Here is a 26707-nt window from a genome sequence, read left to right as displayed (position 1 = left end):
TAACACTGTCTACTTGACAGGGGTCACTTCATTTGAAAGGAGCTTTTCTATTCTTCAAAATAAGGATTCACATGGATAAGCACTTCTTCAACATCTGAAAACTGTCTTTTGATTTCATTTCGGATGTCGCGCGCAATATCGTGTCCCTGCTTAATCGTCAAATCATGATCCAATGATAATCGGACATCAAGCAATTTATAGTGGCCATGTTCCCGTGCACGGATTTTATCGAGCCGTTTGACTTGAGGACAATGCAAAATAATAGCTTTATATTCCTCTATCAGCTCGGGATCGACACTTTTCTCCATGAGCACATCAACAGACGGCCTGATTAATTCCATTGAAATCTTAAAAATAAGGTAAGCCACAATTGCGCTGGCAATTGCATCGGCGTACAGCAGATAAGACCATCCGCGGATGCTTCCGATAATCGCCAATAGGACGCCGATAAAAGCGGCAAGAGAGGCCACGATATCGCCTTTGTGATCGTATGCAATTGCTATAATCGCTTTGCTGTTCCATTTTTCCCCCTGCTTAATGGAATATCGGTATAAGATCTCCTTAGCCGCGTATGAAATCAGAGCTGCAAACAATGCGCTGTATTGCGGAACGCCCGGCCCTTCAACAAAGGACAAAATCGCTTCTATTAAAATGTAAACGGATACGATCACTAAGATAATCCCTACAATCGCCTCGCTGATGACTTCCGCTTTGCCATGCCCAAAAGGATGGTCTTGATCAGGCGGTTTATTGGAAATACCGATCACTGCCAGGACAGCAATCGACGCAACGACATCCGCTGCGGAATGTATTCCGTCTGCAAAAACCGCTTCACTATTGCCTATCAGCCCAAAAAAGACCTTTCCGGCCATTAAGATCAGATTGGCTATTAATGCTATCAAAGCAACTTTTTTGCTTATTTGTTCTCTTTCACTTGCCATTTTTTCCTCCTGAAAAACTGCACAAAAAAATAGGAGCGCCTTTTATCGCTCTCCGTATCCTTGTGTAATCACTTTGCTTATCATACCAATTGCATTTCGTTTGGGTCTATAGCAACGTTGTTTCCTGTTTACTACTAAATAAGGTGACAGAAAAAAAGTTGGAGCCAGGCTAAAGATCAGACAGCTAAACAAAATCCCGTTTAGTGAAAATTTTTCCATGTTTTTAAAAAAATATTGACTTTAAAACATTCGTGTTTTATTATTATCTCATATTCAAGATATTTTAATTCGAGATATACAGTTAGGATTATAAATGAAAACATGAAAATCATAAACTGAGTATCGCTAAATAATGAAGAGTCATCTAATTATTTGCAATGGATTTTTTGAAATAATATCTCGAATTCGAGATAAAGAGGTGTGTCATAATGGCTGAATTTTTACAGTTAGTCAATGAAAGAAGATCTGCAAGCAACTTCCTTCCAGATCATCCAATCACAAAAGAAGACCTCAATGAGATGTTCGAATGGGTTGCATTAGCTCCATCAGCTTTTAATTTGCAGCACACAAAATATGTGGCGGTACTTGACCCAGATGTAAAAGAAAAACTGAAGCAGGCTGCAAACGGACAATATAAAGTATTGAGCTCATCTGCCGTTCTCCTGGTATTAGGGGATAAGCAGGCATATCAGCAAGCGGCTGACATCTATGAAGGGTTAAAGATGTTGGGGATCTTAAATAAGCAAGAGTATGATCACATGGTTCAAGACACCGTTTCGTTTTATGAAGACAGGGGAGAATCATTTAAGAGAGATGAGGCGATAAGGAATGCGTCACTTTCTGCGATGATGTTTATGCTGATTGCTAAGGAAAAAAGCTGGGACACCTGCCCTATGATTGGATTTGATGCGGAGGCCGTGAAACAGATTTTGAATATAGATGACCAATTTGAGATTGTCATGATGATTACAATCGGGAAAGAAAAAACAGAGAGCAGAAGGCCGCGCGGCTACCGGAAGCCTGTGAATGAGTTTGTTGAATATATGTAAAAAACGCAAAAAGGAGCGGATAAAAATGCTTAAAAAAACGATGGGGATACATCATATTACAGCAATTGTCGGTCACCCTCAAGAAAACGTTGATTTCTACGCAGGAGTGCTTGGGCTTCGTTTGGTCAAGCAAACGGTCAATTTCGATGATCCAGGCACGTATCATCTTTATTTTGGGAATGAAGGCGGGAAGCCAGGAACAATCATCACCTTCTTTCCGTGGGCGGGTGCCCGCCAAGGCATCATTGGTGACGGTCAAGTAGGCGTGACTTCTTATGCCGTGCCGAAGGGGGCTATGGCATTTTGGGAAAAGAGACTTGAAACGTTCAACGTTCCGTACACAAAAATCGAGCGTTTTGGTGAACAATACGTAGAATTTGATGATCCGCATGGCCTGCATGTAGAAATCGTGGAAAGAGAAGAAGGAGAAGCCAATACTTGGACCTTCGGAGATATAACACCTGACGTTGCGATTAAAGGTTTTGGAGGTGCAACGCTGTTATCAGCACAGCCTGAAAAAACAGGTGAACTGCTAGAAACTATTATGGGGCTGGAACGAGTCGGCAAAGAAGGAGACTTTGTTCGTTATCGTTCTGCCGGTGATATCGGAAATGTGATTGACCTTAAAGTAACGCCTATTGGCCGCGGGCAAATGGGAGTCGGCACTGTGCACCACATTGCTTGGCGGGCTAGTGATGACCAAGATCAATTAGCTTGGCAAAGACATATTGCTTCCCAAGGATATGGTGTGACTCCTGTTCGGGATAGAAATTATTTTAATGCAATTTACTTCAGAGAACATGGGGAGATCCTGTTTGAAATCGCAACGGATCCGCCGGGGTTTGCGCATGATGAATCACCAGAAACAATGGGCGAAAAATTAATGCTGCCTGTTCAATATGAACCGCATCGGAAACAAATTGAACAGGGGCTGCTGCCGTTTGAAGTGAGAGAGTTAGATTGATTTGACACATAAAAAATAAAGAAACATATATTCAATTGATGAATGCTGGACGGTACTGTCAGCAAAGAGATGAAAACAAAGATGAGGAGAGATACAAATGGAAGATACAGGACTGTTGCTTATTCGTGTGATGATTGGTGTGGTGTTCTTGTTTTATGGATCACAAAAATTATTCGGCTGGTTTGGCGGATACGGCATTAAAGGTACTGGCCAATGGTTCGAGTCAATTGGGGTGAAACCAGGCAACGTCGCGGCCGCTTTATCAGGTCTTGGGGAATTCGCAAGCGGAATTTTATTTATTTTAGGTGTATTCCTCCCGCTGGGGGCTGCTATCATAACGATCATTATGTTAGGTGCTACCGTAAAAGTCCATGGAGCGAAGGGATTTGCGAATGGAGCCGGCGGTTTTGAATATAACGCGGTGCTGATTGCAGTCTCTATCGGGGTTGCACTCATTGGTTCAGGCGCTTATGCTTTGCATTATTAATAATAATATCTAAGAACAGTTACTGGCAGACAGTAACTGTTCTTTTGTTTTTTAGCAAACTTGCAGGCGCTTTGCAAAGCAAAAAAGCGGATAGTATAAACATAAATGTGTATAGTGAATGATACGTATTAATGAGCTTGGCCATAAAAGACAGGCCAATGTGAAGGAGTAAATTGATGAAAGAGCTGACAGAATTACATTCATTAGATGCCATAGAGCATTTTATCAACCAGCATCAATTCAGTTTTATCTACATTTCAAGACCAGACTGTACCGTATGTCACGCTGTTCTGCCGCAGCTCAGAATAGTACTGGATCAGTTTCCAGCCATCTCATTGGGGCATATTAATGCTGATAATGTAGAGGAGGTAGCCGGCAGGTTTTCAGTCTTCACTGTCCCTGTGCTTCTTTTGTTCATTGATGGGACTGAGTTTCTGAGAGAAGCCCGTTTTGTTCATTTTGAACAGCTTGAAGAAAAGCTGAAAAGGGTTTACCGGTTATATGAAGATGAATAAAGCAGAGTTTACGTAAGCTTTTCTCTTATATTTCCACAGTGTTATATTCTGGTTTGCAGGAAATCTATTTCTCTTATCGAATGATAGAGAGTCAGAGGCTTAACTCAGCTTATTTTTTATTTGTACGCAGTGATTGTCCGGCATTGGCTGGACTTTTTTCATAAGGAGGAAACAGGATGACGTTAACCTTGGAAGACATGACTGTGGAAGAATTCGAAGCATTTCGCAGGATGTCCGTGCAAAATTATGCGAAACAAAACATAACGTCGGGAACTTGGACAGAAAAAGAGTCGCTTGAGAAATCGGAGCAGGCATATGAAAATATGATTCCGAATGGACGAGACAGCAGCAATCATTTCTTTTGGAACATCACCAATGAACAAGGGGAAAGGATGGGCTGGCTCTGGCTGTACGCCGATCCGCTCCATCCGCAAAAGGAAGCGTTTATCTATTCCTTTGGATTGTATGAAGCCTTTCGCGGAAAAGGGCTGGCTCAATTGGCACTTCAAACGCTGGATGAAAAAAGCAAGAGAGCTTGGCGCGGAAAGGCTTGCTCTTCATGTATTTGCGCATAACGAAACAGCGATCCATCTTTATCAGAAGATGGGGTATGCCATGACCAATATACGTATGCGGAAACAGCTGCGCTAATAAAAGCTGCTTACTTAAGCGGTTTCCCAAACACAGGATGCCAAAGTAGATGTTTAAAGTTTTGGTAAGCTCCCAGTTGGTGATCACACGCACGCGTCTTTTTCTTTTCACTATGTAAGCGGCCTTTTGAAAACCACCTATTACATGACCTCCCTTCTATATGTGAAATTTTCATTTGAACGATCAAGGGCCGCATACCCTTGATATTTTTTTGCCCTTGAACCCCTTAGTCATGGCAAGCTTGCGACGGCTGAAGGAGAGGCCTGCTTTAAAACACAGAAAAAAAAGATTGACCTGAAAATTGTAAGGGGTTACAATTGAAAACAATTAGGAAAGACTTTCCTTCATTAAAATTAATATTATAAATGATTTTAAGGATTTTTTTATTTAATAATGATATACAAGGGAAAGTCTTTCCCTAACTTCATAGATTGGGAGTGGTGCTCATGGGAAATGTACAGGTTGGGCTATTAGGAGCGGGACGGATGGGAGCTTTTCATGGTGAAAGTATTGCGTTCCGTGTGAAAGGAGCAGATTTGTATGCAGTTGCAGATCCGGTTCCGGGGAATGCAGAAGCATTTGCAAAAGCAATCGGCTCAAATATTAAAGCGTTTACAGATCCGTTAGACATGCTGGAACATCCTGATATTGATGCGGTCATCATTGCTTCGCCGGCAAGGACGCATGCCGCTAACATTATTGCAGCGGCGAAGAAGGGGAAAGCTGTATTCTGTGAGAAACCGATGGCTGTCACGCTGGAAGAAGCGGATGAAGTCATAAGGGTAGTAAATGAAGAGTCTGTTCCGCTTCAGATCGGTTTTAACAGACGTTTTGCTAAAGGCTTTCGCAATGCGTATGAGGAAATCTGTGCAGGAAAAATCGGCACGCCCCAGTTAATGCGTTCCATCACAAGAGACCCGGCACTCGGCGATCCGACACCAATTCCTCAATGGACGATCTTCTTAGAGACGCTGATTCATGACTTTGATACGTTACTCTACCTCAATCCAAATGCAAAGCCGATTGAAGTCTATGCCGCGGCTGATGCACTTGTCAGACCTGATTTTAAAGACAAAGGATTTTTGGATACTGCAGTTGTCACGATCAAATTTGATAACGGAGCGATTGCAACGGCGGAAGCAAACTTCCAAGCCGTTTATGGATATGATGTCCGCGGAGAGGTGTTTGGGTCTGAAGGCATGCTGACCATCGGAGATATCCGCCATACAAACATGACAAGGTATAACAAAGACGGAGTCAGCTACAACACGATTCGCTACGACCAGGATTTATTATTTGATGCTTATGTTGATGAATTACAAGCGTTTGTTGATGCTGTTCGAAATCATAAACCAGCCTTAGTAACAGGCGAAGATGCGCGTGCAGCACTTGCTATTGCCGCAGCTTGTATAGAATCTTGCAAAACGAAGCGGCCTGTCACATTAAAAAATGGAGTGCCGCAAACGGTTTGAGTTTTTGATAGAAGAAGCGCCTTTTTAAAAAGAAAATCTTGTAAGCATTCGTTTATACTAGAGAGGATCTATTTTATAAAGGTGGCCTTCTTAATGAAAACAACCATTTATGATGTTGCTAAGGAAGCAAACGTTTCAATCTCTACGGTTTCAAAGGTTCTTAATAACACCGGAAATATAAGTGAAAAAACGAAAAATAGAATTTGGAAAGTGATTGAGGAGCTCCAATATCAGCCAAGTGTTGTAACTTCAGCGAGAAAAATGATGAAGACCATCGGGCTGCTCATTCCTGACATCGCCAATCCATTTATGGCTGAACTGGCCAGAGCTGTGGAGGACAGCGGCCGTAAAAAGGGCTTCAGTGTCATCATATGCAGTACGGACAACAATTCGTTGAGAGAAGAAGAATATATCACCATGCTGAAGCAAAAGCATGTAGATGGCATTATTGTGGCGACGGGTCTCAAAAACAGTCAGGCGATACGGGAACTGATTGAAAGCGACATGCCGGTTGTCATGCTGTCGAGAGATATACCGCATTTGCCTGTAAACACTGTAGTGGCGGATGATTTTAAAGGGGGATATGAGGCAGCCGTCCATTTAGCCCAACTAGGGCATACAAATATAGCTGTCATAGCAGAAAAGATTAACAATACATCAATCAAAAACCGTGTCATCGGCTTTAAAGAAGGACTGCAGGTTTCAGGAATCCAAACTGATGAATCAGCCATTCTGGACTGTCCGTATGATTTGTCAGCCAGCAAAGACATCAGTTTAAAGCTGCTTAATCAGAAACATAGGCCGACGGCTGTCTTTGTGACGACTGAACTGCTTGCTTTAGGCGTTTTGCAGGCTGCAAGGCAGCTTCATATTTCTATTCCTTCATCTCTTTCTGTGGTTGGGTTTGACAACAGCTTCCTTGCAAAGATCAGTGATCCCCAATTAACGACGATCGCACAGCCGACTGAAGAAATGGGTGAAAAGGCAATTGAACTGCTGATAGACGGCATGGCCGATTCGAAACAAAAGAAAGTAATTCAGCGTGTGATGCTGTCTCCTTCATTAATGGTGCGGGATTCAACGGCATCACTGTTATGACCCTTTTGGTATTTGGGGGGGATCTTTCTCTTAACGAAGGGATCTCCCTTGCTTAAACGTTAAATACAATCAGTCGGAGGTTTCTTGATGACATCCAAAAAGGCCTATATCAGTCTTATTTACTTTTTCGGGGCATTAGGAGGTTTGCTGTTTGGGTACGATACGGGTGTAATATCCGGCGCGCTGCTGTTTATTAGAGAAGACATGGAGCTGACTCCATTGTTAGAAGGATTGGTTGTCAGCGGAGTACTGATTGGCGCTTTAGCCGGAGCAGCCTTTTGCGGAAGATTTTCCGACCGCTATGGCAGGAAAAAAACAATCATCTGGCTCGGTGTGCTTTTTACAATTGGAGCCATTGGAACAGGCTTTGCTCATAATATCGGAATATTATTGCTATTCAGAATAGAACTGGGTGTCGCGGTTGGAGGAGCTTCGGCAATTGTTCCTTTGTATCTGTCAGAAATGGCGCCTGCCGCGATCAGAGGCAGAATCGCTTCATTGAATACATTGATGAATTCTTTCGGGATTCTCATGGCGTATATTGTAAACTTTGTTTTTTCATCTTCGGGCAGGTGGGATCTGATGCTTCTATTAGCGGTAATTCCCTCCTTCATTCTCATGGCCGGCATGTTTTTTATGCCTGAGAGCCCGCGGTGGATACTGCAAAAAAGAAGTGAGGATGAAGCACGCCATATTTTGCTTCTGACGAGAGACCCGAAAACAATTGATGCTGAGATCCGCAGTATGAAGGAGATCAAGACGGAAGAACGTGTTTCCATATCAACTTTATTATCCCCGGCTATCAGGCCGATCCTATTTATCGGTATTGGGGTCGCCATCTTTCAGCAAGTAATAGGCACGAATACGATTATTTATTATACACCGACCATCCTAGAAAATGCCAAGTTCGGCGCTTCCAGTGCCATCGCAGGAACCATCGGCATCGGCATCATCAATGTCTTATTTACGATTATCGGCCTGCTGCTGATTGATATGATAGGGCGAAGAAAGCTCATGCTGATCGGCAATGTTGGAATGTCTTTGGCACTTGGTATTTTGGGCATCAGTACGCTGTTCTTTCATGCACCCGGATGGCTGCTGTTATCCTGCTTATGCTTGTTTATGGTAGCGTATTCAGCGAGCTGGGGAATGGTCGTTTGGGTTGTGCTGGCTGAAATTTTTCCGTTGCAGGTCAGGGGAACGGCGCTGGGAATCGCCAGTACCTGTCTGTGGCTGGCAAATATTGCAGTGTCGCTGTCCTTCCCGCTGCTCTTAGATTTAATCGGTACAGGTTCTTTATTTCTCATATACGGCGCCATTGGCGTTCTTGCCTTTCTCTTTGTTTATCATTTTGTGCCGGAGACAAAAGGCAAATCATTGGAACAGATTGAAGGAGAAATCATGTCAAAGAATACAGCTTCATCTTTCTAAAAGGGGGATTTCAATATGGGAAGAGAGTATGGGTTATGCTTATGGACTTTCGGCAGCATTCCGTTTGAACAAAAATGCCGGCTGGCTGCAGAAATCGGAGTAGACGGGGTTGAGGTCGAAGGGGATATTTCGCTAAATCCGAAAGACATTGCTGACACACTGGCCGCTCATCAAGTAAAAATTTTATCAGTAACTCCAAGGAATGTGGATATTTCAAGTGTGAATGAAGAAGTTCGGTCAAAGGCTGTACAGTATTTCTTGGATTTACTTGATTGGGCTGTCGATGCAGGCGCTTCCCGTATCTGTCTTCACGGCGATGTCGGTAAAGTGAGAGGGAGCGGTGATGATGCAAGGGATTGGAGTTTATTGGTCGAAAGCGCTAAAAAGATCATGGCCAAAGCGGAGGAATTGCAGATTCAGGTCGTATTCGAAGTATTAAACCGTTACGAAAATCATCAAGTGATCACTGGCAAAGAAGCGTTACAATTGATACGTGATGTCAGCAGCCCCAATCTCGAAGTTCTTCTCGATGCGTATCATATGAACATAGAAGAAGCTGATCCTGTGAAGGCCATTAAACTGGCAGGGCAGAAACTCGGCGTCTATCACGTGGCCGATTCAAATCGCCAGGCCATCGGAAACGGCCATGCGAATCTCAAAGAACAAATCGAAGCGCTCAATACTATCGGTTATAAAGGCCCGGTTATTATGGAGATGGTGGCGGCTGGACCGGATCCGTTTACCCCGATGAAAGGAAATGCCTATTTGGAAGTAGTGGCAGGGTATTATAAGTCATCATTAGAGACACTAAGGTCATGGGAAGGCTTGAAAATATAAAGAAAAGGACAACGGCTGTTGTCCTTTTTAATGAAAATCAACATCGATTTTATTTTTATTGCCTTGGGTTAACTTAGGCATTCTGACGACCAATACTCCATTCGTGTAGGTTGCTTTTACGCCTTCGTGAGAAACCGCTGCCGGCAGTGTCACAGTTCTGTGAAAGCTGCCTGCGTAACGTTCTTTTCGATACATATTCTCTTCTTTTATTTCACTTGTTTTATTCATTGAACCGCTAATCGTTAGAATATTTTGTTCCACTTCAATGTTGATATCTTCTTTCTTTTCAATCCCGGGAATATCGCATGTAGCCACCACTTCATTTTCAGTTTGGTGTACATCCACTTTTATGCTGCCTACATTGTGCTCGCTTCTCAAATCAAAAGGAAACTCAGAGAAAAAATGATCAAAGTCTTTTCTCATATTCGCCAATTGTCTGAATGGATCATAAGGTGTTAGTGCCATGATAGGACCTCCTGTGTGTCTATTTCGTTTGTCAATATTATTTGCTTTTTTGTGTCCTATATCCCTATCAATTTGTTTTAGAGGTCCTTACGGCTTCAATCCAGCTCTTTCATTCGTTTCGTAAGCTCATTGAAAGCCTGATCAAGCTCCTTGTACCCTTTATCATTCGGCGTCATAAAACTGAGCTTCCCCAGCACTTCTTGTCTTTCTGTCTCAAGCTTTAAACGAAGTTCCTCCCGCTCATTTCTTTCTGATGGAACGTTATTCAATTGCTTTTCGATGCCATTGTCCGAAATGACGAGTTTACTGTTTGTTGTTTTTTCGAGAAAGTATCGGTCATGTGAAACCGCCAGCAGTGTGCCGCAGTATTGTGACAGTGTTTCTTCCAGCTGTTCGCGTGACGGCAGGTCGAGATGGTTTGTCGGCTCATCTAAAATCAGTACATCTTTTTCCTCAAGAATATAGGCCATCAGCTTGATCTTTACACGCTCACCCATACTCATATGCTTGATTGGCTCAGTCCATTGGGAGGCTGTAAAACCTAAGTGCTTCATCAGATTTTGAACGTGCCCTCTTGCCATGTATGTTTCTTTCTCAAATAACTCTTCCGGCGTTTGTTCTAAAGGTAAATCAAACACCTCCTGCGTCAAATAGCCGATATTTGCGGACGGCGACACCCATACGCTTCCTTCTGCCGTTTCCTGGCCCAGAATGATGTTCAGTAATGTCGTTTTTCCGCTGCCGTTGGGGCCTATGATTGCAACCTTTTCGCCGTGCTGAATCGTAAAGTTTGCGTTTTTAAAGAGAGTCCTTTCTCCAAAAGCCTTCGTTACATTCTGAACTTCCAAAAAACGTTTTCCTGTTTTGTGGGTTTTATCGATTGAAAAGCGGACTGTATATTCGGGGGTAACGGGTTCCGCCTTTGCTTTTTCCAGCTCTTTTTCCAGCCGCTTTTGCTTGGATTTTATTTGGGCATCCGTACGCTTCGCTTTTACCCGGTGATATTCTTTAAACCCTTCCTTTTTCGTCGATTGGGCGTGGGCCTTCTCCGACCAAGAAGCGAGCTCATTCATTTGTGCTTCAATTCGTTCAATCATTTTTTGCTGCTTTTCATACTCACGCTGCTGGGTGAGTCTTTGCTTCTCCCGGAACTTCATATACCCGGAGTAATTCCCTTTGAATTCGGTCAGCGTTTGATCCTCAAGTGACCATATTTTTGTTGCAGCTTCGTCTAAAAAATAACGATCGTGAGAAACGAGTATCACAGTGCCTCTATAACGTTTCAGCTGTTGTATGAGAAACTGCAGGCTTTTTTCATCAAGGTGGTTTGTCGGTTCGTCTAATAGTAAAAGATCTGCATCCTCTGATAGTCCTTTCGCCAGCCGCGCTTTCAGTTTTTCACCGCCGCTTAACTGATGAAAATCACGAAGAGGCACATGCCATCTCTCCAATAATTTCTTTTCGGCAGGCGTCTGATCCGCAAAGGAATACGACGCAGTTTCTTGTTCAACGACCGCCATTTTTATATCCTGCCGAAGGATTTGTCCCTGTGCAGGGGCTAAGTCATTGTGAATGAGGTGCAGCAGCGTAGATTTCCCAGCGCCGTTTTTGCCGATAATCCCGATGATATCTCCTTGCTGAACACTGGCATTTACGTTTTTAAAAACAGTCAGATCCTTCACTTCACAGCTGACGTTTGTTAATGTTACGATCTCTTTCATCCATATCCCTCGCTTTAAAGGGAGAATCAAAAAAATCCTCCCAAAATGTATTGGAAGGATTAGCCGTGCCTTTGCATGATCAAATAAGCTATTTGTCATAAATAGCAGTGTCGTATATATAGAAAATGGGCAGACTAATCCTATTTTTTCTGATTTGAAATATTGATTTCAAACGGCAAAAATAAGATTAGTTAATCATTGTCCACCCATCATCCCTTCTTGTTTTGATTACAAACACTATACCATACCTTCAAATTCAAAGGCAAAGGTCATTTTCATCAAAAAAACTCCTGCTCTCATTTTTGAGGCAGGAGCTGCGAGTCTTATTGATGCTTCGCTTTTCTCACTTTGTAAATCACAATCAGCAAAATAAACCAAACAGGCGTGACAAATAAGGAAACACGAGTATCCTGTGCCAGTGCCAGCACAACCAGGATAAACGCCAGGAACGCAAGAATCACGTAATTTGTAAACGGATAAAGCGGAAGCTTAAACTTGTTTGTTTTTGCTAATTCAGGTCTTGTTTTCCGGTATTTCATATGGCAGATGACCGTAATTCCCCAAATATAGATAAAGCAGACGGTTGAAATGCTTGTGATCAGGGTGAATACGCCTTCTGGCATGATGTAGTTTAACGTGACACCGATTAAAATCACGATAGCTGAAAAGAACAGTGCATTTCTAGGTACTTTACGCGGAGTCAGTTTCGCCATTGATTCAGGCGCATTGTGATCCTTCGCAAGGGAATAGACCATACGGCTTGTACTAAATACAGCGCTGTTGCATGCTGAAGCAGCGGATGTCAACACAACAAAGTTGATGATACTTGCTGCCCCGACGATGCCAACCGCAACAAAAACCTGCACGAATGGGCTTTCACTAGGATTGATGACATCCCAAGGATAGATGCTCATAATCACAAGAAGAGCCCCGATATAGAAAAGCAGCACCCGGACAGGGATATTGTTAATCGCCTTAGGAATTACTTTCTCAGGGTTTTCTGTTTCACCGGCAGTAAGTCCGACAAGTTCAATGCCGACAAAGGCAAACACAACCATCTGGAACGAGAGGATAAACCCGTGCATGCCATTCGGGAACAGGCCTCCGTGGCTCCAGAGATTTGTGAAGCTGGACACTCCTGAGCTTGTGGAAAAACCTTTGAAGATCATCACAAGGCCAATGACGATCAGCGCCAAAATGGCAATGACTTTAATTAACGCAAACCAAAATTCTAATTCTCCAAAAAGCTTGACGGTTGCCAGGTTCATAATCAGTAAAATAATCAGAGCGATTAAACCGGGAACCCATTGCGGCACTCCCGGGAGCCAATATTGAGTGTAAAGGCCGACAGCTGTCAGATCAGCCATCGCAATGGAAATCCAGCAGAACCAATAGGTCCAGCCGGTGATAAAGGCTGCCATATCACCTAAATAGTCTTGCACAAAATCAACAAAAGAGTGATAGTTCAAATTTGATAACAGCAGTTCACCCAGAGACCTCATAATTAAAAAGCAAATGATCCCTGTGATCATGTAAGCAAATAAAATTGACGGTCCAGCGAAATGAATCGATTTGCCTGAGCCGAGAAATAAGCCTGTCCCAATGGCCCCGCCGATGGCGATGAGCTGGATATGCCTGTTTTTCAAGCCTCTCTGCAGCTTTTGCTGATTTATATTGTCTTTCGTCATGTCGTCTGTCACTTTATGTGTTCCTCCATTGAAAATTGTTTGTTGAGTCAGCAATCTGTTTTTAATGATTATTATAACACTAAAATTTCTATCTTTTTTACTATAAAGGATAGATGAAAAGAAATTTTAATGTGATCTGGACTATTCCTTATAAAAAAAGCGGCTCCATTGGGAAGCCGCTTTTTATGCCATTTGGTTCATAAACAGGTAGAGCCCGTAATCTGTCGGAGCGGATGCATATCCTGCCTGCCGCAGCATTGCTGAGATATTGCCGCGATGGTATGTCCCGTGATTGACAACATGGGGAACCAATTCAGAAACAGTCGTTTTCATGATTCCGCCAGAGGGGTTTTGAATCTGGAGAGGCTTATTGAGCTGTTCTTTTAGCTGTAAAAATAATGTATAGCGCTCGGATAACTCCAGAAATAGGTCTTCCATTTCCGCTAATTCTTTTGCATCTGTCTGTTCTTTTAGCTGTTCAGCTAATGCCAAGGCATCACTCAAGCTTTTGCCGGAAAACACTTCAATCCAGCCTAAATCAGAAAGATAGACATGAGACAGCACATGGGAGATCGACGGAAACACACTTTGAATATCTTGGCGGTACACCTCTTTTGGAAGCTCTTTTAATCGGTTGAATATTTGCTGATTGGCCCAGACGTTATATTTATACAGTTTCAATGTAAAATCTGACATGTGAAAGTTCCCCTTTCTTGTTTATAACTTCTATTATACTCGAACGCGTGTTCCTTTCGGAGCTTTCTAGAATTAAATATGTTGACAGACATAGTTTAGGGGAATAAACTAATTAACATTGGCATAAAGTTTAGAGGGGTAAACTATAATGAGGAGGGGAAGATGTTGAATGAACAAAAGCTATGTCAGGCGATAAACCTGTTTGTGGAAGTCCTGCTTGAAGGGACAGAGTTTGTGCATCATGAAATCAATCAGGATGTCTTCAAGCATATCTCCAGAGAACAGGCAGACCTGTTAAAAATTTTAAAGGTCAAAGGCCCAACCACTCCCGGCAGTCTGGCCATGTATCAAAATGTACATAAGAGCGCGATATCAAACAGGCTGAAAAAGCTGCTCGATAAAGGATTGGTTGAATGGGATGACTGTCCGGCAAAAAGTGATAAGCGCTCTAAGCTTATTAACATCACAACCAGCGGTGAAAAAATTCTCGAAGAATTAGATTCCGCCATCTTTAACGCGCTCAAAGAGCTGATCGATGATATAGATGAGGAACACGTAAATTCCATCATAGAGATATTCACCATTTTAAAAAGCAAATTTAAAGGAGGAGATTCTGCCGAATGAGAGCCATCATCAAATTCAAGTGGGCAATTGCAGCCATTATATTAGCGCTTACCGTCGTATTGAGTTTATTTTCTCCGAACTTAACGGAGCTGGCTAATCAAAAGGGGCAGGCCCAGCTTCCTGCTGATGCTGTTTCCGAAAGGGCAAACGCCATTTTAAAACTAGCGGGAGAAGACAATCATTCGATCAGTGTTGTCTTTACATTAGACAGCGCTATGAAGAAAGAAACAGAGAAACAGCTTCGCACAATGATCGATAAAATCAAAAAGATCGACGGTGTAGAAGAGGTAACGTCCCCTCTCACAGCAGATAAAGAAGTCAAAGACCAATTGATTTCAAAAGACAAAAAAACCGTTCTCCTTCCTGTCACGTTTACAGGCTCTGATCAAAAGGCGGAAAAAATCGCGGATGACATTTATCACATCGTTCCTGATGATTTAACGGCCTATATTACGGGCGCTTCTCTCATCAATCAGGATTTCGCTCACAGCTCGGAGGATGGGCTCAAGAAAACGGAAGTGATCACAGTCTGCTTGATTATCGGTTTACTGCTGATCGTATTCCGATCTGTTGTGACGCCTTTTATCCCGATTGTGATTGTCGGTTTCTCTTATCTGATCAGTCAATCCATTTTGGGGATCCTTGTGTATAATGTTGATTTTCCAATTTCAACGTTTACGCAAACCTTCTTAGTCGCCATCCTGTTCGGGATTGGAACAGATTACTGCATTCTGCTTCTGACCCGATTCCGTGAAGAATTGGCAAACGGGCATGACAAAAAGGAAGCGGCGCTTATCGCTTACCGCACAGGGGGAAAAACCTTATTTATCAGCGGATTTGCGGTATTGATCGGATTTTCCGCCTTAGGATTTGCGAAGTTTGCGATTTTCCAATCCGCAGTAGGAGTCGCAGTCGGTGTAGGAATCTTAATGATTATCCTCTACACACTGCTGCCATTATTTATGGTGACACTGGGTGAAAAATTATTCTGGCCTTCTAAGAAAGTGCTGTCGCACAGTGACAATAAATTATGGGCGTTTCTCGGCAGACATTCCGTTGTGCGTCCGTTTCTGTTTATTGTCATCACGGTGGTGATCACGCTTCCGTTCATCCTGACCTATGATGACCAGATTTCATTCGATTCAACTGCGGAAATCAGCAGCGATTATCAATCCATCAAAGCTCTTGAAGCCATTAAGGACGGATTTGGTGAAGGAAAAGCGTTCCCGATCAATGTTGTCGTGAAGGGAGACAAAGATCTTACAACAGCTGATACAATTCCTTATCTCGGAAATATCAGCAAAGCCATTGAGAAGGTCGACCACGTTGATTCTGTCATGACGATCACGCAGCCGACAGGTGATAAAATCAAAGATTTATATGTTGATAAACAGCTAGGCTCAGTTTCAGACGGGCTGGATAAGACGGCAAAAGGAATTGCCGATGTCCAAAGCGGTTTAACGGATATCGAAAACGGGTTGAATCAAATAGCGGGGCAAACCGGCTCAGCCTCAAACAGCAGCTCCGGTGGTTCACTGGGCGATGCGGCAGACGGCTTAGGCAAAATCAATCAGCAGCTGCAGCTTGTGAGCAAACAGATGTCCCAAACCGGCAATACCGCACAGACCGTCCAGCAGCTTACAGCAATCAGCGGACAGCTTGGCCAGATTCAAGCCGGCCTTGAACAAGCAAACCAGCAGCTCTCAGGCCAGCAGGCACAAGCCGGAACGCTGACAGAAAGCCTGAAGAAGCTGGCTGAAGGCGTGAAGAGCGCAAATGGTGGCCTGACCAAAATCACTGACGGCATAACAGCTTCCAGTGAGATGTTAGGCGACATGAGCAAAAGCTCAACTGTAAGGGATACAGGGATATTCATTCCTGATCAAGTCATGAAAGATAAAGACTTTAAGAAGTCTATTGACCAATATTCCTTTGCAGACGGAAAAGGCGTGCAATTAAGTGTCGTACTGGATTCCAATCCTTACTCAGAACAAGCTATTACGACGATCAACCATATCAAAAAAGCTGTAGCAAACGAAGTTGACGGCACTCCTCTTGAGGATGCACAGATTGTATACGGCGGGGTCACGAGTATGAATGCGGACTTAAAAGAGCTGTCCACAACGGACTTCTCCAGAACAATGGTGATCATGATTATTGGCCTGTTTATCGTGTTAACCATTTTGTTCCGCTCAATGATTATGCCGATTTATATGATCGCGTCACTGCTGCTGACGTACTACACGTCGATATCCATAACGGAACTAATTTTTGTAAACGGCTTAGGAAACGCCGGCGTCAGCTGGGCAGTACCGTTCTTCAGCTTTGTCATCTTGATCGCGTTAGGCGTGGATTATTCGATCTTCTTGCTGGACCGATTTAAGGAAGAGGTGCACCTTGGCATTGAGCAAGGTGTCGTCAGATCAATGAGCAAAATGGGATCCGTTATAATTACAGCGGCCATTATTTTGGCCGGCACGTTCGCAGCGATGATGCCTTCAGGCGTCAATACGCTGATGCAGGTGGCAAGTGTCATTATTATCGGTCTCTTGCTTTACGGTCTTGTCATTCTTCCGCTCTTCATTCCGGCAATCATCATGACTTTTGGCGAAGGCAACTGGTGGCCGTTTGGCAGGAAGAAAATCAAAGAATAACAGAGAGAAGAGTGATTGGACAAAAGAGCCCAGAAAATAGGTCTGGGCTCTTTGTTTTATTTCCATTCTGCAATTGTATCAATCGGCAGACGGTAGGAAGCATAGCCTTCGTCTGCTGCTTTTCCGATAGAAAGGAGCATGACCGGTACATAACGTTCTTTATCTAATCCGAAGGTTTCCGCGATGTTTTCTTTATCGTAGCCGCCGATCGGGTTTGTATCGTAGCCGTGCGCGCGTGCAGTCAGCATCAGCTGCATGGAAACGAGACCTCCGTCAATCAGGATCGTTTCGCGGTTCACCTGTGCCGGAAGCTTTTCAAAATGTGCTGTCAGCGCGGCGATTTGTCTGTCTTTGACCTCCTGCGGCATGTAACCGAGCTCCACGGCTTTTGAATAGATTTCTTCTAAGTAGTCTGCATTGTTCATGTCTGCAAATACAGCGATGACAGCAGAGGATGTTGTGACTTGTGTTTGGTTAAAGCTTGCAAGCGGTGCGAGCTTTTCTTTTCCTTCCGGGCTGTCAATGACGAGAAAACGCCACGGCTGTGCGTTAACAGAAGATGGCGCAGTTGTTGCTTCCTTTAAGATTTCTGTCATCTCTTCTTTGCTGATTTTCACTGCCGGATCATAGTTGCGAATAGAACGGCGGCCTTTCATAATCTCCATAAAATCGTTTGTTTTGATCATGTTGATACACTCCTTTTAAGCTTCAATATTGTCTATATTGTTCCGCATGCGCGCCAGCACATCAATGAGCAGGCGTCGCTCGTCTGCACTTACATTTGCGAGCATTTCCTTCATGAAACGCTCCTTTTCTTTCTTAGAAGACTCGATGCGCTCTCTTCCCTGGTCTGTTAGCCGAACAAGGGTGATGCGGTTGTCCTCAGGTTTGCGCCGTCTTGATACCATGCCTTTGGCCTCCAGCTGTTTCAGGTGTCTGGTGACGGCTGCACTATCAATATTTACTTTCTTTTGAAGGTCGCTTTGACTAATCTCATCTGCATGATAAAGCAATGTCAGCAATTCCAAACGAGATTGGCTGATGCCCGTGCATGCCTCGAACTTCATGCCAATCACCTTGTTCACGCCCTGCAGCTGATATAAAATCTCGGCTTCCTCTGAACAAAATGATGCCAAAACCCATCCCTTCTTTCTTGTCAAAACTATTAATTGATATATCAATGATTGACACGTCAATTAATATACACCGATTGGTTTCATCTTGCAAGCCATTTGCCTATTTGAAAAACCTCCCAGCGTATAAAACTGGGAGGCCGTTTGTCATCCTTGCGGCTCAGGATAGAACATCAGCAAAAAAAAGCTGGCCGTTTCTTCAGATGAATTGATGTAGCTGTGCGGGGTTGACCCTGTAAACTGCAAGGCATCTCCGGAAGCGAGCATGTGCTCATGCCCCTGCAGTTTAACCGTTAATTCGCCTTCTTTCATGAAAAGATATTCTTCTCCTAAATGTGTTTTTGCTTCATGTATACATCCGGGTTTCAGATCGACGACGTAAATTTCAAACTTTGTTTCAGGATTGTAGGGGAAAAAAGGGTAGACGAAGTAGTTTTCTTCATTATCTGTAATCGGTTCGATATCTGCCAGATTGATTTTTCTAACTTTCGGTTTGTCTTCTTTTAGAAATACAGAAAAGGATACCTGAAGCCCGTTTGCGATCTTCCATAGCGTTGTGACCGTCGGGGTTGATTTTCCTTTTTCAATTTGTCCGAGCATCGCCTTGCTGACACCCGTTAATTCAGAAACTTGATCAAGAGTAAGGTTTCTGTTTCTTCTAAGCTTGACTAAATTCATTGCGATAATGCCTTGGATATCATCCATACATGTATCTCCTTACGTCCATATTCGCTTTATTATAACATATGGAAGTCTGTTATTATATCCTGTTGTAAGTTATAGCATACAATTGTATAATATCCTAGACGAGGAGGGTACAGAATGATATCTAAGAAAGAATTGACTCATGCCCAAACGGATGAGCCAACATTCCTGCAGGGTTTTCAAGATTGTGTTCCGACGCTTATCGGTTACATCAGTGTAGGCTTGGCACTCGGAATCGTGGGAGTTGCGTCTCATTTAAGCGTGATGGAAATCGTGTTCATGTCGGGATTGGTTTTTGCTGGCGGCGCCCAGTTTATCATGTGTGCGTTGTTAGCGGCGAACAGCCCGATGTCCGCCATTATTCTGACTACGTTTATTGTGAATTTACGGAATTTTCTATTAAGTGCTGCCCTTGCTCCTCATTTTTCAAAGTATTCACTGGCGAAAAATGTAGGGATCGGCATGATGGTCACAGACGAATCGTTCGGCGTTGCTTCAAATAGGATCGTCAAAAATGAGCCGATTAACGACCGCTGGATGTTCGGTTTAAATCTTACAGCGTATGCGTGCTGGGTGCTGTCTTGTGTAGCGGGTGCTGTTTTTGGCAAATGGATTACCGATCCGGAATCGTTCGGACTTGATTTTGCGGTAACAGCTATGTTTTTAGCGCTGCTGGTTCTTCAACTGGAACATGTTGTGCCGACGAAGCTTACACATTATGTATCTCTTATTATCTATATGGTGATTGCCATGGTTGTTTTTTCTTTCTTTATGCCGTCTCATCTTGCTGTCATCATATCAACGGTCATCGTAGCAACAATCGGGGCGGTGACGGATAAATGAGTATCAATACATACATCTTGACGGTGATTATCGGCTGTGCGCTGGTCACAATGATTCCCCGTATCATTCCTTTTTTAGTTGTTCGGAATATCACTTTGCCGGAGCCTGTGCTTAAGTGGCTTTCCTATGTGCCGGTCTGTATATTGACAGCACTAGTCGTAAAGGATTGTATGATTCAGTCAAATGATTCTCTTCAATTGAATTGGCCTGCAGCCGTCATCTTGATCCCGACTCTGTTGATTGCGATGAAAACAAAAAGTTTATCCATTACCGTGATCAGCGGCGTTCTTCTTATGGCGGGTTTGCGTTTATGGACATAGAACAGGGGCATATCGGAAACTCTTAAGATCAGGGCAGCAGATCCTGATCTTTTTGTGTCTTACGTTCGAGCTTTAAACGGCTTTCACATGCTGAAAGTTGTGATACAATATACAAATGTTTTACGGCTTCAATCCATTGTTGGAGTTAACATCCATTTTATAAAAGGGACTAGGTTGAAGGGAAGGTTTGATAACATGCTGCACAATCCAACTGGAAAAGAACGCTTGGCATTGGCGTTTCTCCTCGGCATGCTTGCTATATTAGGCCCGCTTAATATCGATATGTATTTGCCGAGTTTTCCTGAAATCGCGGATGATCTATCAGCAAGTGCTTCACTTGTACAGTTAAGTTTAACAGCCTGCCTGGTCGGGCTTACCATTGGCCAGCTGATTGTCGGGCCGGTCAGTGATGCGCAGGGAAGACGGAAACCGCTATTAATCTGTATATTTTTATTTGCATTATCTTCTCTGTTTTGTGCGCTGTCGCCCAATATTACAACATTAGTGGCTGCGCGGTTTTTACAAGGGTTTACCGCTTCTGCAGGGCTTGTGCTGTCTCGCGCAATCGTCCGCGACGTGTTTACCGGAAGAGAGCTTTCTAAATTTTTCTCACTGTTAATGGTCATTACCGCGGTGGCACCAATGGTTGCGCCTATGACAGGCGGTGCCATTTTGCTTTTGCCGTTCGCAACGTGGCATACGATTTTTCACGTGTTAACGATCATCGGATTTTTACTTGTTCTTCTGATTGCATTGAGATTAAAAGAAACGCTGCCGCCAGAAAAACGGATTCCAAGCTCCATCGGAACATCTGTTAAAACAATGGGAAGCCTGCTGAAGGATCGATCCTTTATGGGGTACGCGTTAACTGTCGGATTTATTCATGGAGGAAGCTTTGCTTATGTATCCGGCACACCATTCGTATACCAGGATATCTATGGGGTGTCTCCGCAGGTGTTTAGCATTCTTTTCGGCATTAACGGCCTTGCGATTATATCGGGCAGCTTTATTATCGGGCGTTTTGGCGGAATCATTCATGAAAAAAGACTGCTTCGCATGGCGGTCATTACGGCTATGATAGCGACTGCTGTGCTTTTGACCATGACCATCATTCACGGCCCACTTGCCACATTAGTCATATCCATTTTCGTTTACATGATTACGATCGGCATGGTTTTGACCAGCACGTTTACGCTGGCCATGGAGAGGCAGGGGCACCGCGCCGGAAGTGCAAGTGCGCTGCTCGGCATGCTTCCGTTGCTCCTCGGTTCCATTGTGTCGCCGCTTGTGGGCATTAATGAGACGACAGCCATCCCGATGGGAGCGATTATGTTTGTGACAGCGGTCATCGGCTCGCTGGCGTTTTTTGGATTAACGAAAGAACGAGCGAACTAGAACGAATAAAAAACCTGACAATATGTCAGGTTTTTTTGTTTGATCAGAATAACAACAGCAGGCCCGCAATCGCCGGGGTCAAAAAGATGGCTGACTTCAGGACAACCTTTGGCATAAGGTTGGTGAATTTCGCGCCTACATAGGCACCGCACATGGTGCCGACCAGAACCTTGATCAGCAATACATAATCAACAAATCCTTCTGTAATATATCCGATTCCTCCTCCTACCGCGAGAGGGATGATGACAAGCATCGTCGTTCCGACAGAATGGCGGATGGACAGGTTCAGCATAATCATTAAACCGATTTGGATAAAAGGCGCCGACCCGATGCCGAATGTGCCGGAAAGAACGCCGGCTACAATTCCTAAGATGACCGCTCTCGTATACGTTGAAAGAGTGCTTTGATTCACTTGTGCCTTCTCTTTTAACAGAAACAATCTGATTAAAATAAGAATCGCTGATAAAAATAGCATTCCAGCCGTCAAATAATGAAGCAAATCAGCCGGTATGAAAGATGTCAGCTTGGCGCCGAAAAATGAGCCAACCGCAGCAAAGCATCCGACTGTTAAGCCAATTTTCATTTGAATGTTGCCTTCACGATAGTGGCTGTATGCCCCTGATAAGCTGGTAAAAGCCATGCCGGCGAGGGAAGTGCCTAGAGCCGTATGAATCGGGATGTGAAAAAGAAGAGTTAAAAGGGCAATGACAAAGCCTGCTCCCCCGGCACCAATAAAGCCTAAAATAATCCCGAGAAGAAACATAACAAGAATAATGAGCATATTTTTTCCTCCATTGAAAAGATCTAATAAAATAAGTGCGCTATTCTGGCGGAGGTATGGTGTCCTATTGGCGAGGAAAACAGTTGCCAGTAGTCCGTCGACCGTCGTTCAGCAAACATATCGTACCTCAAAATTTGAGATCTGACAAGGCAGTTTGTTGCTTCCCAATACCATCTGTTATATGATTTTGATGAAGAAAAGCCCCTGAATATATTCAAAAGAGGTATTATATATGGACGATTTTAAATTAGACAAGCCGACTCCTTACTACCTGCAATTTTATAACCAGCTGAAAAAAATGATCTTCAACGGGACATTTAAGCCGGGGGAACGGATAAACGAAACACAGCTGGCGAAAAGCTTTGGCGTCAGCCGCTCTCCGATAAGGGAAGCCATGCGGCTGCTTGAAAAAGACGGGTTGTTAAAAGCCGATGAACGTAATGGATTTTCTATCACGTCGTTAACGGCAAAAGATGTAGATGAGATTTATAAAATTAGAATCCCGCTGGAGCAGCTGGCAGTCGAGTTAGTCATAGACGAAGCGAATGAGGAAGAGCTTGCCATACTTGAAAAACAGCTTGAAGAAACAGAAAAAGCCATTCAGAATGGCATGGAAGATACGGAAATCATCAGTTTAAACCAAAAGTTTCATGATATGCTTGTCGATTTTAGCCATAACAGACATTTGAAAAATTTGCTTGAGCATGTGAATGATTTGATTCACTTTTGCAGAATCCTTAATTATACGGGTGACCACCGTGCAGAAACGATACTGAGTGAACATCGCAAAATATTTGCAGAGGTAAAAAAGAAAAACAAAGAAGCAGCCAAACAGTATGTGATGGCTCATTTCAACCATGATTGTGAGCATTTAAAGCGTGTGCTTGAAGAAGGAAAAGAGAATTGAATTGCGTGATCCGGTACCAAGGGGGAGCTGACCCCTTGGTATTTTTTATGTGTTCACCAACATATATAAGGAACCCGATTAATAAGATTTTATGATGGATTGACTAACGAATAATGGGGGTTAAACATGTTTATCCATATCGTCGGGCTTGGTGATTCTTTGTTTTCCATAGGCAGAAGATACGGTGCTTCTGTTGATCAAATCAGGGGTGTGAATGGTTTAGATGAAACAAATATTGTGCCGGGGCAGGCTCTTCTTATCCCTCTTTACGTATATACCGTTCAGCCAGGTGACACGCTGACGGCCATCGCTGCAAAAGCGTTTGTCCCATTAGAGCGGCTGCGGGCCGCAAACCCGGGCATCAGCCCAAATGCTTTACAGGCGGGAACAAAAATAACGATTCCATCTATCTCAAATTACATTGCGGGTACGTTAAGCTTTTATGTAATCCGAAGTCCTGAGCTTGACCGGGCGTTAATCAATGATTATGCGCCATACTCGTCTTCGATTTCGATTTTCGAATACCATATTGCACCTAACGGCGACATTGCAAACCAATTAAATGATGCGGCCGCTATTGAGACAACATGGCAAAGGCGAGTGACACCGCTGGCCACCATAACCAACCTTACACCGGCAGGGTTCAGCACAGAACTCGTTCACCAAGTCCTGAATAATCCGACAGCGAGAACCAACTTGGTCAACAATATTTATTACTTAGTTTCCACAAGGGGATATGGGGGTGTGACAATCGATTTTGAACAGGTGAGCGCCGCGGATCGAGACCTTTTCTCTGGTTTTTTACGTCAGCTGAGAGATCGCCTTCAGGCGGGAGGGTATGTGCTGACGATAGCTGTTCCGGCAAAAACAAGCGATAATATCCCATGGTTGAGAGGCTACGATTACGGAGGGATTGGAGCAGTTGTTGATTATATGTTTATCATGGCCTATGATTGGCATCATGCCGGAAGTGAGCCAGGCCCTGTAGCGCCAATTACTGAGATCAGGAGAACCATTGAGTTTGCGATTGCGCAGATGCCGAGCAGAAAAATCATTATCGGAGTCCCGCTCTACGGGTACGACTGGATCATCCCTTACCAGCCAGGTACAGTCGCCTCAGCCATTTCAAATCAAAACGCAATTGAAACCGCGATGAGATACCAAACTCCGATACAATATTCAACCGAATATCAATCCCCTTTTTTCAGGTACAGAGACCAGCAGGGGCGGATGCATGAGGTATGGTTTGAAGATGTCAGGAGCATGAGCCAGAAGATGCTGATCGTCCGCGAATACGGATTGCAAGCCATAGGCGCTTGGCAGTTAACCTTAGGCTTCACGCCAGGCCCATGGCTTCTGCGGAAATTTTTTACGATCAGAAAGGTATAAAAAAGACACCAAAGCTTGGTGTCTTTTTTTGATCTCAGTCCAGAGCAGCAGAATTGTTCAATCATTTGTCCCTTGCATGGCGTTGCGTTTCCATCTTACGATTAGTAGTAGTCTGATCAAACAAAGATTCAGAATACGATATGAGAGGGAGTTGTCAAAATGAAGACAGTATTGATTTTGAATTTTCCTGCGGAAGGCCATGTGAATCCTACATTAGGCATTACGAAAGCCTTTGCCGATAGAGGATATGATGTACATTATATCTCCACTGAGAAGTATAAAGAAAGATTGGAAGCAGTAGGAGCGACTGTTCACCTTCATCAGGATTTACTGAGAACAACACCTATTAATATCACTTCGCCGAATGGCATTCTTGATTTCCTGAAAATACATATCAAAACCTCATTGGACATTTTATATATCGTAAAAGAGTTGTCAAAAAGCATTCAGTTTGACTTTGTTTATTATGATAAATTTGGTGCGGGAGAGCTGGTCAGGGATTATCTCAACATCCCTGGCATCTCTTCCTCTGCTTCCTTCTTATTCGATGAAGAGCATTTAAAGATATTGCCTCTGCATCCGGATTCAGAAGTGCCTTTACAATTGGATAAACAGTGTGAAGATCTATTATTAGAAATGAAACAAAATTATGGTGTATCACCTGAAAATATGGTTCAATTCATGCATAATAAAGGTGAATTAAATGTAGTGTACACAAGCCGATATTTTCAGCCGGAAAGCCATCGTTTCGGCGATGAATTTCTGTTTATCGGTCCAAGCTTTCCTAAGAGAGCAGATAAAACTGATTTCCCAACTGATAACTTAAAAGATGAGAAAGTCATTTATATTTCTATGGGGACGGTATTAGACGAAACAGAAGAGTTTTTCAACTTATGTATAGATGCATTTTCTGATGTCAAGGGCAAGGTCGTGATAGCTGCGGGAGAAAAAGCTCATTTGACAAGATTAAAGCAAGCGCCGGAGAACTTTATCATTGCTTCGTATGTGCCTCAATTAGAAGTGCTGGAACAATCAGATGTTTTCATCACTCACGGAGGAATGAACAGTGTAAATGAAGGCATTCATTTTAACGTTCCTTTAGTTGTTATGCCGCACGATAAGGACCAGCCAATGGTGGCCCAGCGGCTGACTGAACTACAAGCAGGTTATACAGTATCTAAAGACCATGTAACCGCGCAGTCTTTAAAACAAGCAGTGGAAGAAGTGTTGAATAACGACCAATATAAGGAAGGGATTCAAAAGATCAATCAAAGCTTTCAGGATTGCATGAATATGGAAGAGGTAATGGGGCGGATTGATCAATTTATAGAACAGAGAAAATAAACAGCAAAAAGACCTTCGTATGAAATAAGAAAAAAGAGTGAGATTAAAATGTTCTCACTCTTTTTTACTGATACAGTCTAACAGGCATTGTGGAAATAATCGGGTCATTTTGCAGATCATCGGTTTTGGCAAAAGGATTATATATTTGTAAGAGCTCTTTTACTGGGAGCGAAGGCAGATGGAGGAATACTTTCACATTCATTCACACTCAAAATCATTTTTCATATTATGAATAGGTGTATGGAAAATCAAGTTATAAAAAGGATGTGAATAGAAATTATGTCACGAAAACCGTCACATAGATGCCCTTATTGTGGATCTAACTCTTCAAGCCCTAGTTGTAGAGTAGGCCCTAAAAAAATTCCTGAGCCTAAACAATCATGTATATGTTGCTGTTGCGTAAGGGGAGTAAGAGGGCCTCAGGGACCACGCGGATTACGCGGTATCCCAGGCAGTGTTGGAGCCACAGGAGCCACCGGTCCCACAGGACTACCAGGGCTGGCCGGAGCGACAGGAGCCACGGGAGCTACGGGAGCTACGGGAGCCACAGGAGCGACAGGAGCGACAGGAGTCACGGGAGCTACTGGGGACGCCGGA

At 43.5% G+C, this 26707-nt stretch carries 25 protein-coding genes and 1 pseudogene; 17 read left to right on the top strand and 9 right to left on the bottom strand.

Annotated elements, in window-relative coordinates; all coding sequences use genetic code 11:
• Positions 1 to 47: 47 nt before the first annotated feature.
• Positions 48 to 941 carry a manganese transporter MneP gene (gene mneP, locus MOC09_RS19110; protein WP_268358374.1) on the bottom strand — a complete coding sequence of 298 codons (894 nt, stop codon included), beginning with the start codon at positions 939 to 941 and terminating at the stop codon, positions 48 to 50.
• Positions 942 to 1369: 428 nt separating this feature from the next.
• Here mneP and MOC09_RS19105 point away from each other — a divergent pair, with 428 nt between their 5' ends.
• From MOC09_RS19105 to MOC09_RS19065, 9 genes and pseudogenes are all read left to right on the top strand, one after another.
• The gene (locus MOC09_RS19105; protein ID WP_268371561.1) at positions 1370 to 1990 is read left to right on the top strand and encodes a nitroreductase family protein; all 621 of its coding nucleotides are present in this window, start codon (positions 1370 to 1372) and stop codon (positions 1988 to 1990) included.
• Positions 1991 to 2015: 25 nt separating this feature from the next.
• Positions 2016 to 2954, top strand: coding sequence for a ring-cleaving dioxygenase (locus MOC09_RS19100; protein WP_268371559.1), 939 nt, complete (start codon positions 2016 to 2018; stop codon positions 2952 to 2954).
• Positions 2955 to 3051: 97 nt separating this feature from the next.
• The gene (locus tag MOC09_RS19095; RefSeq protein WP_268371558.1) at positions 3052 to 3441 is read left to right on the top strand and encodes a DoxX family protein; all 390 of its coding nucleotides are present in this window, start codon (positions 3052 to 3054) and stop codon (positions 3439 to 3441) included.
• Between the two features lie 176 nt (positions 3442 to 3617).
• The gene (locus MOC09_RS19090; RefSeq protein WP_268371556.1) at positions 3618 to 3956 is read left to right on the top strand and encodes a thioredoxin family protein; all 339 of its coding nucleotides are present in this window, start codon (positions 3618 to 3620) and stop codon (positions 3954 to 3956) included.
• 176 nt (positions 3957 to 4132) lie between these two features.
• A pseudogene (locus MOC09_RS19085) lies at positions 4133 to 4607 on the top strand (GNAT family N-acetyltransferase).
• A 446-nt stretch (positions 4608 to 5053) separates the two neighbouring features.
• Entirely contained in the window at positions 5054 to 6079 is a 1026-nt protein-coding gene (locus MOC09_RS19080; protein ID WP_268371553.1) for a Gfo/Idh/MocA family oxidoreductase, read from the top strand.
• A 93-nt stretch (positions 6080 to 6172) separates the two neighbouring features.
• Positions 6173 to 7177, top strand: coding sequence for a LacI family DNA-binding transcriptional regulator (locus tag MOC09_RS19075; RefSeq protein WP_268371551.1), 1005 nt, complete (start codon positions 6173 to 6175; stop codon positions 7175 to 7177).
• 87 nt (positions 7178 to 7264) lie between these two features.
• Positions 7265 to 8608 carry a sugar porter family MFS transporter gene (locus MOC09_RS19070; RefSeq protein ID WP_268371549.1) on the top strand — a complete coding sequence of 448 codons (1344 nt, stop codon included), beginning with the start codon at positions 7265 to 7267 and terminating at the stop codon, positions 8606 to 8608.
• A 15-nt stretch (positions 8609 to 8623) separates the two neighbouring features.
• Positions 8624 to 9445, top strand: a complete 822-nt coding sequence (locus tag MOC09_RS19065; RefSeq protein ID WP_268371548.1) for a sugar phosphate isomerase/epimerase family protein — start codon at positions 8624 to 8626, stop codon at positions 9443 to 9445.
• A 27-nt stretch (positions 9446 to 9472) separates the two neighbouring features.
• On the opposite strand, the gene MOC09_RS19060 is transcribed toward MOC09_RS19065, so the two are convergent.
• The 4 genes from MOC09_RS19060 to dinB all read right to left on the bottom strand — a co-directional run bounded on the left by MOC09_RS19060 (position 9473) and on the right by dinB (position 14015).
• Positions 9473 to 9910, bottom strand: a complete 438-nt coding sequence (locus tag MOC09_RS19060; protein WP_087961925.1) for an Hsp20/alpha crystallin family protein — start codon at positions 9908 to 9910, stop codon at positions 9473 to 9475.
• Positions 9911 to 10005: 95 nt separating this feature from the next.
• Positions 10006 to 11631 carry an ABC-F type ribosomal protection protein VmlR gene (gene vmlR / locus MOC09_RS19055; protein ID WP_268371547.1) on the bottom strand — a complete coding sequence of 542 codons (1626 nt, stop codon included), beginning with the start codon at positions 11629 to 11631 and terminating at the stop codon, positions 10006 to 10008.
• 323 nt (positions 11632 to 11954) lie between these two features.
• Positions 11955 to 13331 (bottom strand): amino acid permease, encoded by a 1377-nt coding sequence (locus tag MOC09_RS19050; RefSeq protein WP_268371546.1) that lies wholly within the window; start codon positions 13329 to 13331, stop codon positions 11955 to 11957.
• Positions 13332 to 13502: 171 nt separating this feature from the next.
• On the bottom strand, positions 13503 to 14015 hold the full coding sequence (gene dinB, locus MOC09_RS19045) for a damage-inducible protein DinB (RefSeq protein WP_268371545.1): 513 nt from the start codon (positions 14013 to 14015) through the stop codon (positions 13503 to 13505).
• A 165-nt stretch (positions 14016 to 14180) separates the two neighbouring features.
• Between dinB and MOC09_RS19040 the strand changes: the two genes are divergently transcribed.
• On the top strand, positions 14181 to 14639 hold the full coding sequence (locus MOC09_RS19040) for a MarR family transcriptional regulator (protein WP_268371544.1): 459 nt from the start codon (positions 14181 to 14183) through the stop codon (positions 14637 to 14639).
• Entirely contained in the window at positions 14636 to 17293 is a 2658-nt protein-coding gene (locus MOC09_RS19035) for an MMPL family transporter (protein WP_268371543.1), read from the top strand. Before MOC09_RS19040 ends, MOC09_RS19035 begins: the two co-directional genes overlap by 4 nt.
• Positions 17294 to 17349: 56 nt before the next feature.
• Here MOC09_RS19035 and MOC09_RS19030 read toward each other — a convergent pair whose 3' ends face one another.
• From MOC09_RS19030 to MOC09_RS19020, 3 genes are all read right to left on the bottom strand, one after another.
• The gene (locus MOC09_RS19030) at positions 17350 to 17979 is read right to left on the bottom strand and encodes a nitroreductase family protein (protein ID WP_268371542.1); all 630 of its coding nucleotides are present in this window, start codon (positions 17977 to 17979) and stop codon (positions 17350 to 17352) included.
• A gap of 15 nt (positions 17980 to 17994) precedes the next feature.
• On the bottom strand, positions 17995 to 18489 hold the full coding sequence (locus MOC09_RS19025) for a MarR family transcriptional regulator (RefSeq protein WP_268371541.1): 495 nt from the start codon (positions 18487 to 18489) through the stop codon (positions 17995 to 17997).
• 84 nt (positions 18490 to 18573) lie between these two features.
• Positions 18574 to 19131 carry a helix-turn-helix domain-containing protein gene (locus MOC09_RS19020; RefSeq protein ID WP_268371540.1) on the bottom strand — a complete coding sequence of 186 codons (558 nt, stop codon included), beginning with the start codon at positions 19129 to 19131 and terminating at the stop codon, positions 18574 to 18576.
• Between the two features lie 117 nt (positions 19132 to 19248).
• Between MOC09_RS19020 and MOC09_RS19015 the strand changes: the two genes are divergently transcribed.
• The 3 genes from MOC09_RS19015 (at position 19249) to MOC09_RS19005 (ending at position 21689) form a co-directional block, all read left to right on the top strand.
• Positions 19249 to 19974 (top strand): AzlC family ABC transporter permease, encoded by a 726-nt coding sequence (locus MOC09_RS19015; RefSeq protein ID WP_268371539.1) that lies wholly within the window; start codon positions 19249 to 19251, stop codon positions 19972 to 19974.
• Positions 19971 to 20294, top strand: coding sequence for an AzlD domain-containing protein (locus MOC09_RS19010; RefSeq protein WP_268371537.1), 324 nt, complete (start codon positions 19971 to 19973; stop codon positions 20292 to 20294). Before MOC09_RS19015 ends, MOC09_RS19010 begins: the two co-directional genes overlap by 4 nt.
• Positions 20295 to 20489: 195 nt before the next feature.
• Entirely contained in the window at positions 20490 to 21689 is a 1200-nt protein-coding gene (locus MOC09_RS19005) for a Bcr/CflA family efflux MFS transporter (protein WP_268371536.1), read from the top strand.
• A gap of 43 nt (positions 21690 to 21732) precedes the next feature.
• Here the strand turns inward: MOC09_RS19005 and MOC09_RS19000 are convergent, their stop codons facing one another.
• Positions 21733 to 22470: a sulfite exporter TauE/SafE family protein gene (locus MOC09_RS19000; RefSeq protein ID WP_268371534.1), complete on the bottom strand. Its 738-nt coding sequence runs from the start codon at positions 22468 to 22470 to the stop codon at positions 21733 to 21735.
• 232 nt (positions 22471 to 22702) lie between these two features.
• Between MOC09_RS19000 and MOC09_RS18995 the strand changes: the two genes are divergently transcribed.
• The 3 genes from MOC09_RS18995 (at position 22703) to MOC09_RS18985 (ending at position 26110) form a co-directional block, all read left to right on the top strand.
• Positions 22703 to 23377 carry a GntR family transcriptional regulator gene (locus MOC09_RS18995; RefSeq protein ID WP_268371533.1) on the top strand — a complete coding sequence of 225 codons (675 nt, stop codon included), beginning with the start codon at positions 22703 to 22705 and terminating at the stop codon, positions 23375 to 23377.
• A gap of 126 nt (positions 23378 to 23503) precedes the next feature.
• Positions 23504 to 24766 (top strand): glycoside hydrolase family 18 protein, encoded by a 1263-nt coding sequence (locus MOC09_RS18990; protein ID WP_268371532.1) that lies wholly within the window; start codon positions 23504 to 23506, stop codon positions 24764 to 24766.
• A 159-nt stretch (positions 24767 to 24925) separates the two neighbouring features.
• A complete protein-coding gene (locus MOC09_RS18985) occupies positions 24926 to 26110 on the top strand; it encodes a glycosyltransferase (RefSeq protein ID WP_268371530.1) in 1185 nt (394 codons plus the stop codon).
• Positions 26111 to 26707 lie beyond the last annotated feature (597 nt).

Origin of the sequence: Bacillus sp. N12A5, assembly GCF_026790125.1 — a bacterium.
In the GTDB taxonomy this organism is placed as follows: Bacteria; Bacillota; Bacilli; order Bacillales; family Bacillaceae; genus Bacillus.
This window is presented reverse-complemented; position numbering and strand designations above follow the sequence as displayed.

Coding starts and splice junctions, on each gene's coding strand:
- MOC09_RS19105 (WP_268371561.1), top strand. CDS start 1,370: ATGGCTGAATTTTTACAGTTAGTCAATGAAAGAAGATCTGCAAGCAAC.
- MOC09_RS19005 (WP_268371536.1), top strand. CDS start 20,490: ATGCTGCACAATCCAACTGGAAAAGAACGCTTGGCATTGGCGTTTCTC.
- MOC09_RS19060 (WP_087961925.1), bottom strand. CDS start 9,910: ATGGCACTAACACCTTATGATCCATTCAGACAATTGGCGAATATGAGA.
- MOC09_RS19000 (WP_268371534.1), bottom strand. CDS start 22,470: ATGCTCATTATTCTTGTTATGTTTCTTCTCGGGATTATTTTAGGCTTT.
- MOC09_RS19030 (WP_268371542.1), bottom strand. CDS start 17,979: ATGATCAAAACAAACGATTTTATGGAGATTATGAAAGGCCGCCGTTCT.
- vmlR (WP_268371547.1), bottom strand. CDS start 11,631: ATGAAAGAGATCGTAACATTAACAAACGTCAGCTGTGAAGTGAAGGAT.
- MOC09_RS19095 (WP_268371558.1), top strand. CDS start 3,052: ATGGAAGATACAGGACTGTTGCTTATTCGTGTGATGATTGGTGTGGTG.
- mneP (WP_268358374.1), bottom strand. CDS start 941: ATGGCAAGTGAAAGAGAACAAATAAGCAAAAAAGTTGCTTTGATAGCA.
- MOC09_RS19075 (WP_268371551.1), top strand. CDS start 6,173: ATGAAAACAACCATTTATGATGTTGCTAAGGAAGCAAACGTTTCAATC.
- dinB (WP_268371545.1), bottom strand. CDS start 14,015: ATGTCAGATTTTACATTGAAACTGTATAAATATAACGTCTGGGCCAAT.
- MOC09_RS19020 (WP_268371540.1), bottom strand. CDS start 19,131: ATGGATGATATCCAAGGCATTATCGCAATGAATTTAGTCAAGCTTAGA.
- MOC09_RS19015 (WP_268371539.1), top strand. CDS start 19,249: ATGATATCTAAGAAAGAATTGACTCATGCCCAAACGGATGAGCCAACA.
- MOC09_RS18990 (WP_268371532.1), top strand. CDS start 23,504: ATGTTTATCCATATCGTCGGGCTTGGTGATTCTTTGTTTTCCATAGGC.
- MOC09_RS18985 (WP_268371530.1), top strand. CDS start 24,926: ATGAAGACAGTATTGATTTTGAATTTTCCTGCGGAAGGCCATGTGAAT.
- MOC09_RS18995 (WP_268371533.1), top strand. CDS start 22,703: ATGGACGATTTTAAATTAGACAAGCCGACTCCTTACTACCTGCAATTT.
- MOC09_RS19090 (WP_268371556.1), top strand. CDS start 3,618: ATGAAAGAGCTGACAGAATTACATTCATTAGATGCCATAGAGCATTTT.
- MOC09_RS19010 (WP_268371537.1), top strand. CDS start 19,971: ATGAGTATCAATACATACATCTTGACGGTGATTATCGGCTGTGCGCTG.
- MOC09_RS19035 (WP_268371543.1), top strand. CDS start 14,636: ATGAGAGCCATCATCAAATTCAAGTGGGCAATTGCAGCCATTATATTA.
- MOC09_RS19100 (WP_268371559.1), top strand. CDS start 2,016: ATGCTTAAAAAAACGATGGGGATACATCATATTACAGCAATTGTCGGT.
- MOC09_RS19070 (WP_268371549.1), top strand. CDS start 7,265: ATGACATCCAAAAAGGCCTATATCAGTCTTATTTACTTTTTCGGGGCA.
- MOC09_RS19080 (WP_268371553.1), top strand. CDS start 5,054: ATGGGAAATGTACAGGTTGGGCTATTAGGAGCGGGACGGATGGGAGCT.
- MOC09_RS19065 (WP_268371548.1), top strand. CDS start 8,624: ATGGGAAGAGAGTATGGGTTATGCTTATGGACTTTCGGCAGCATTCCG.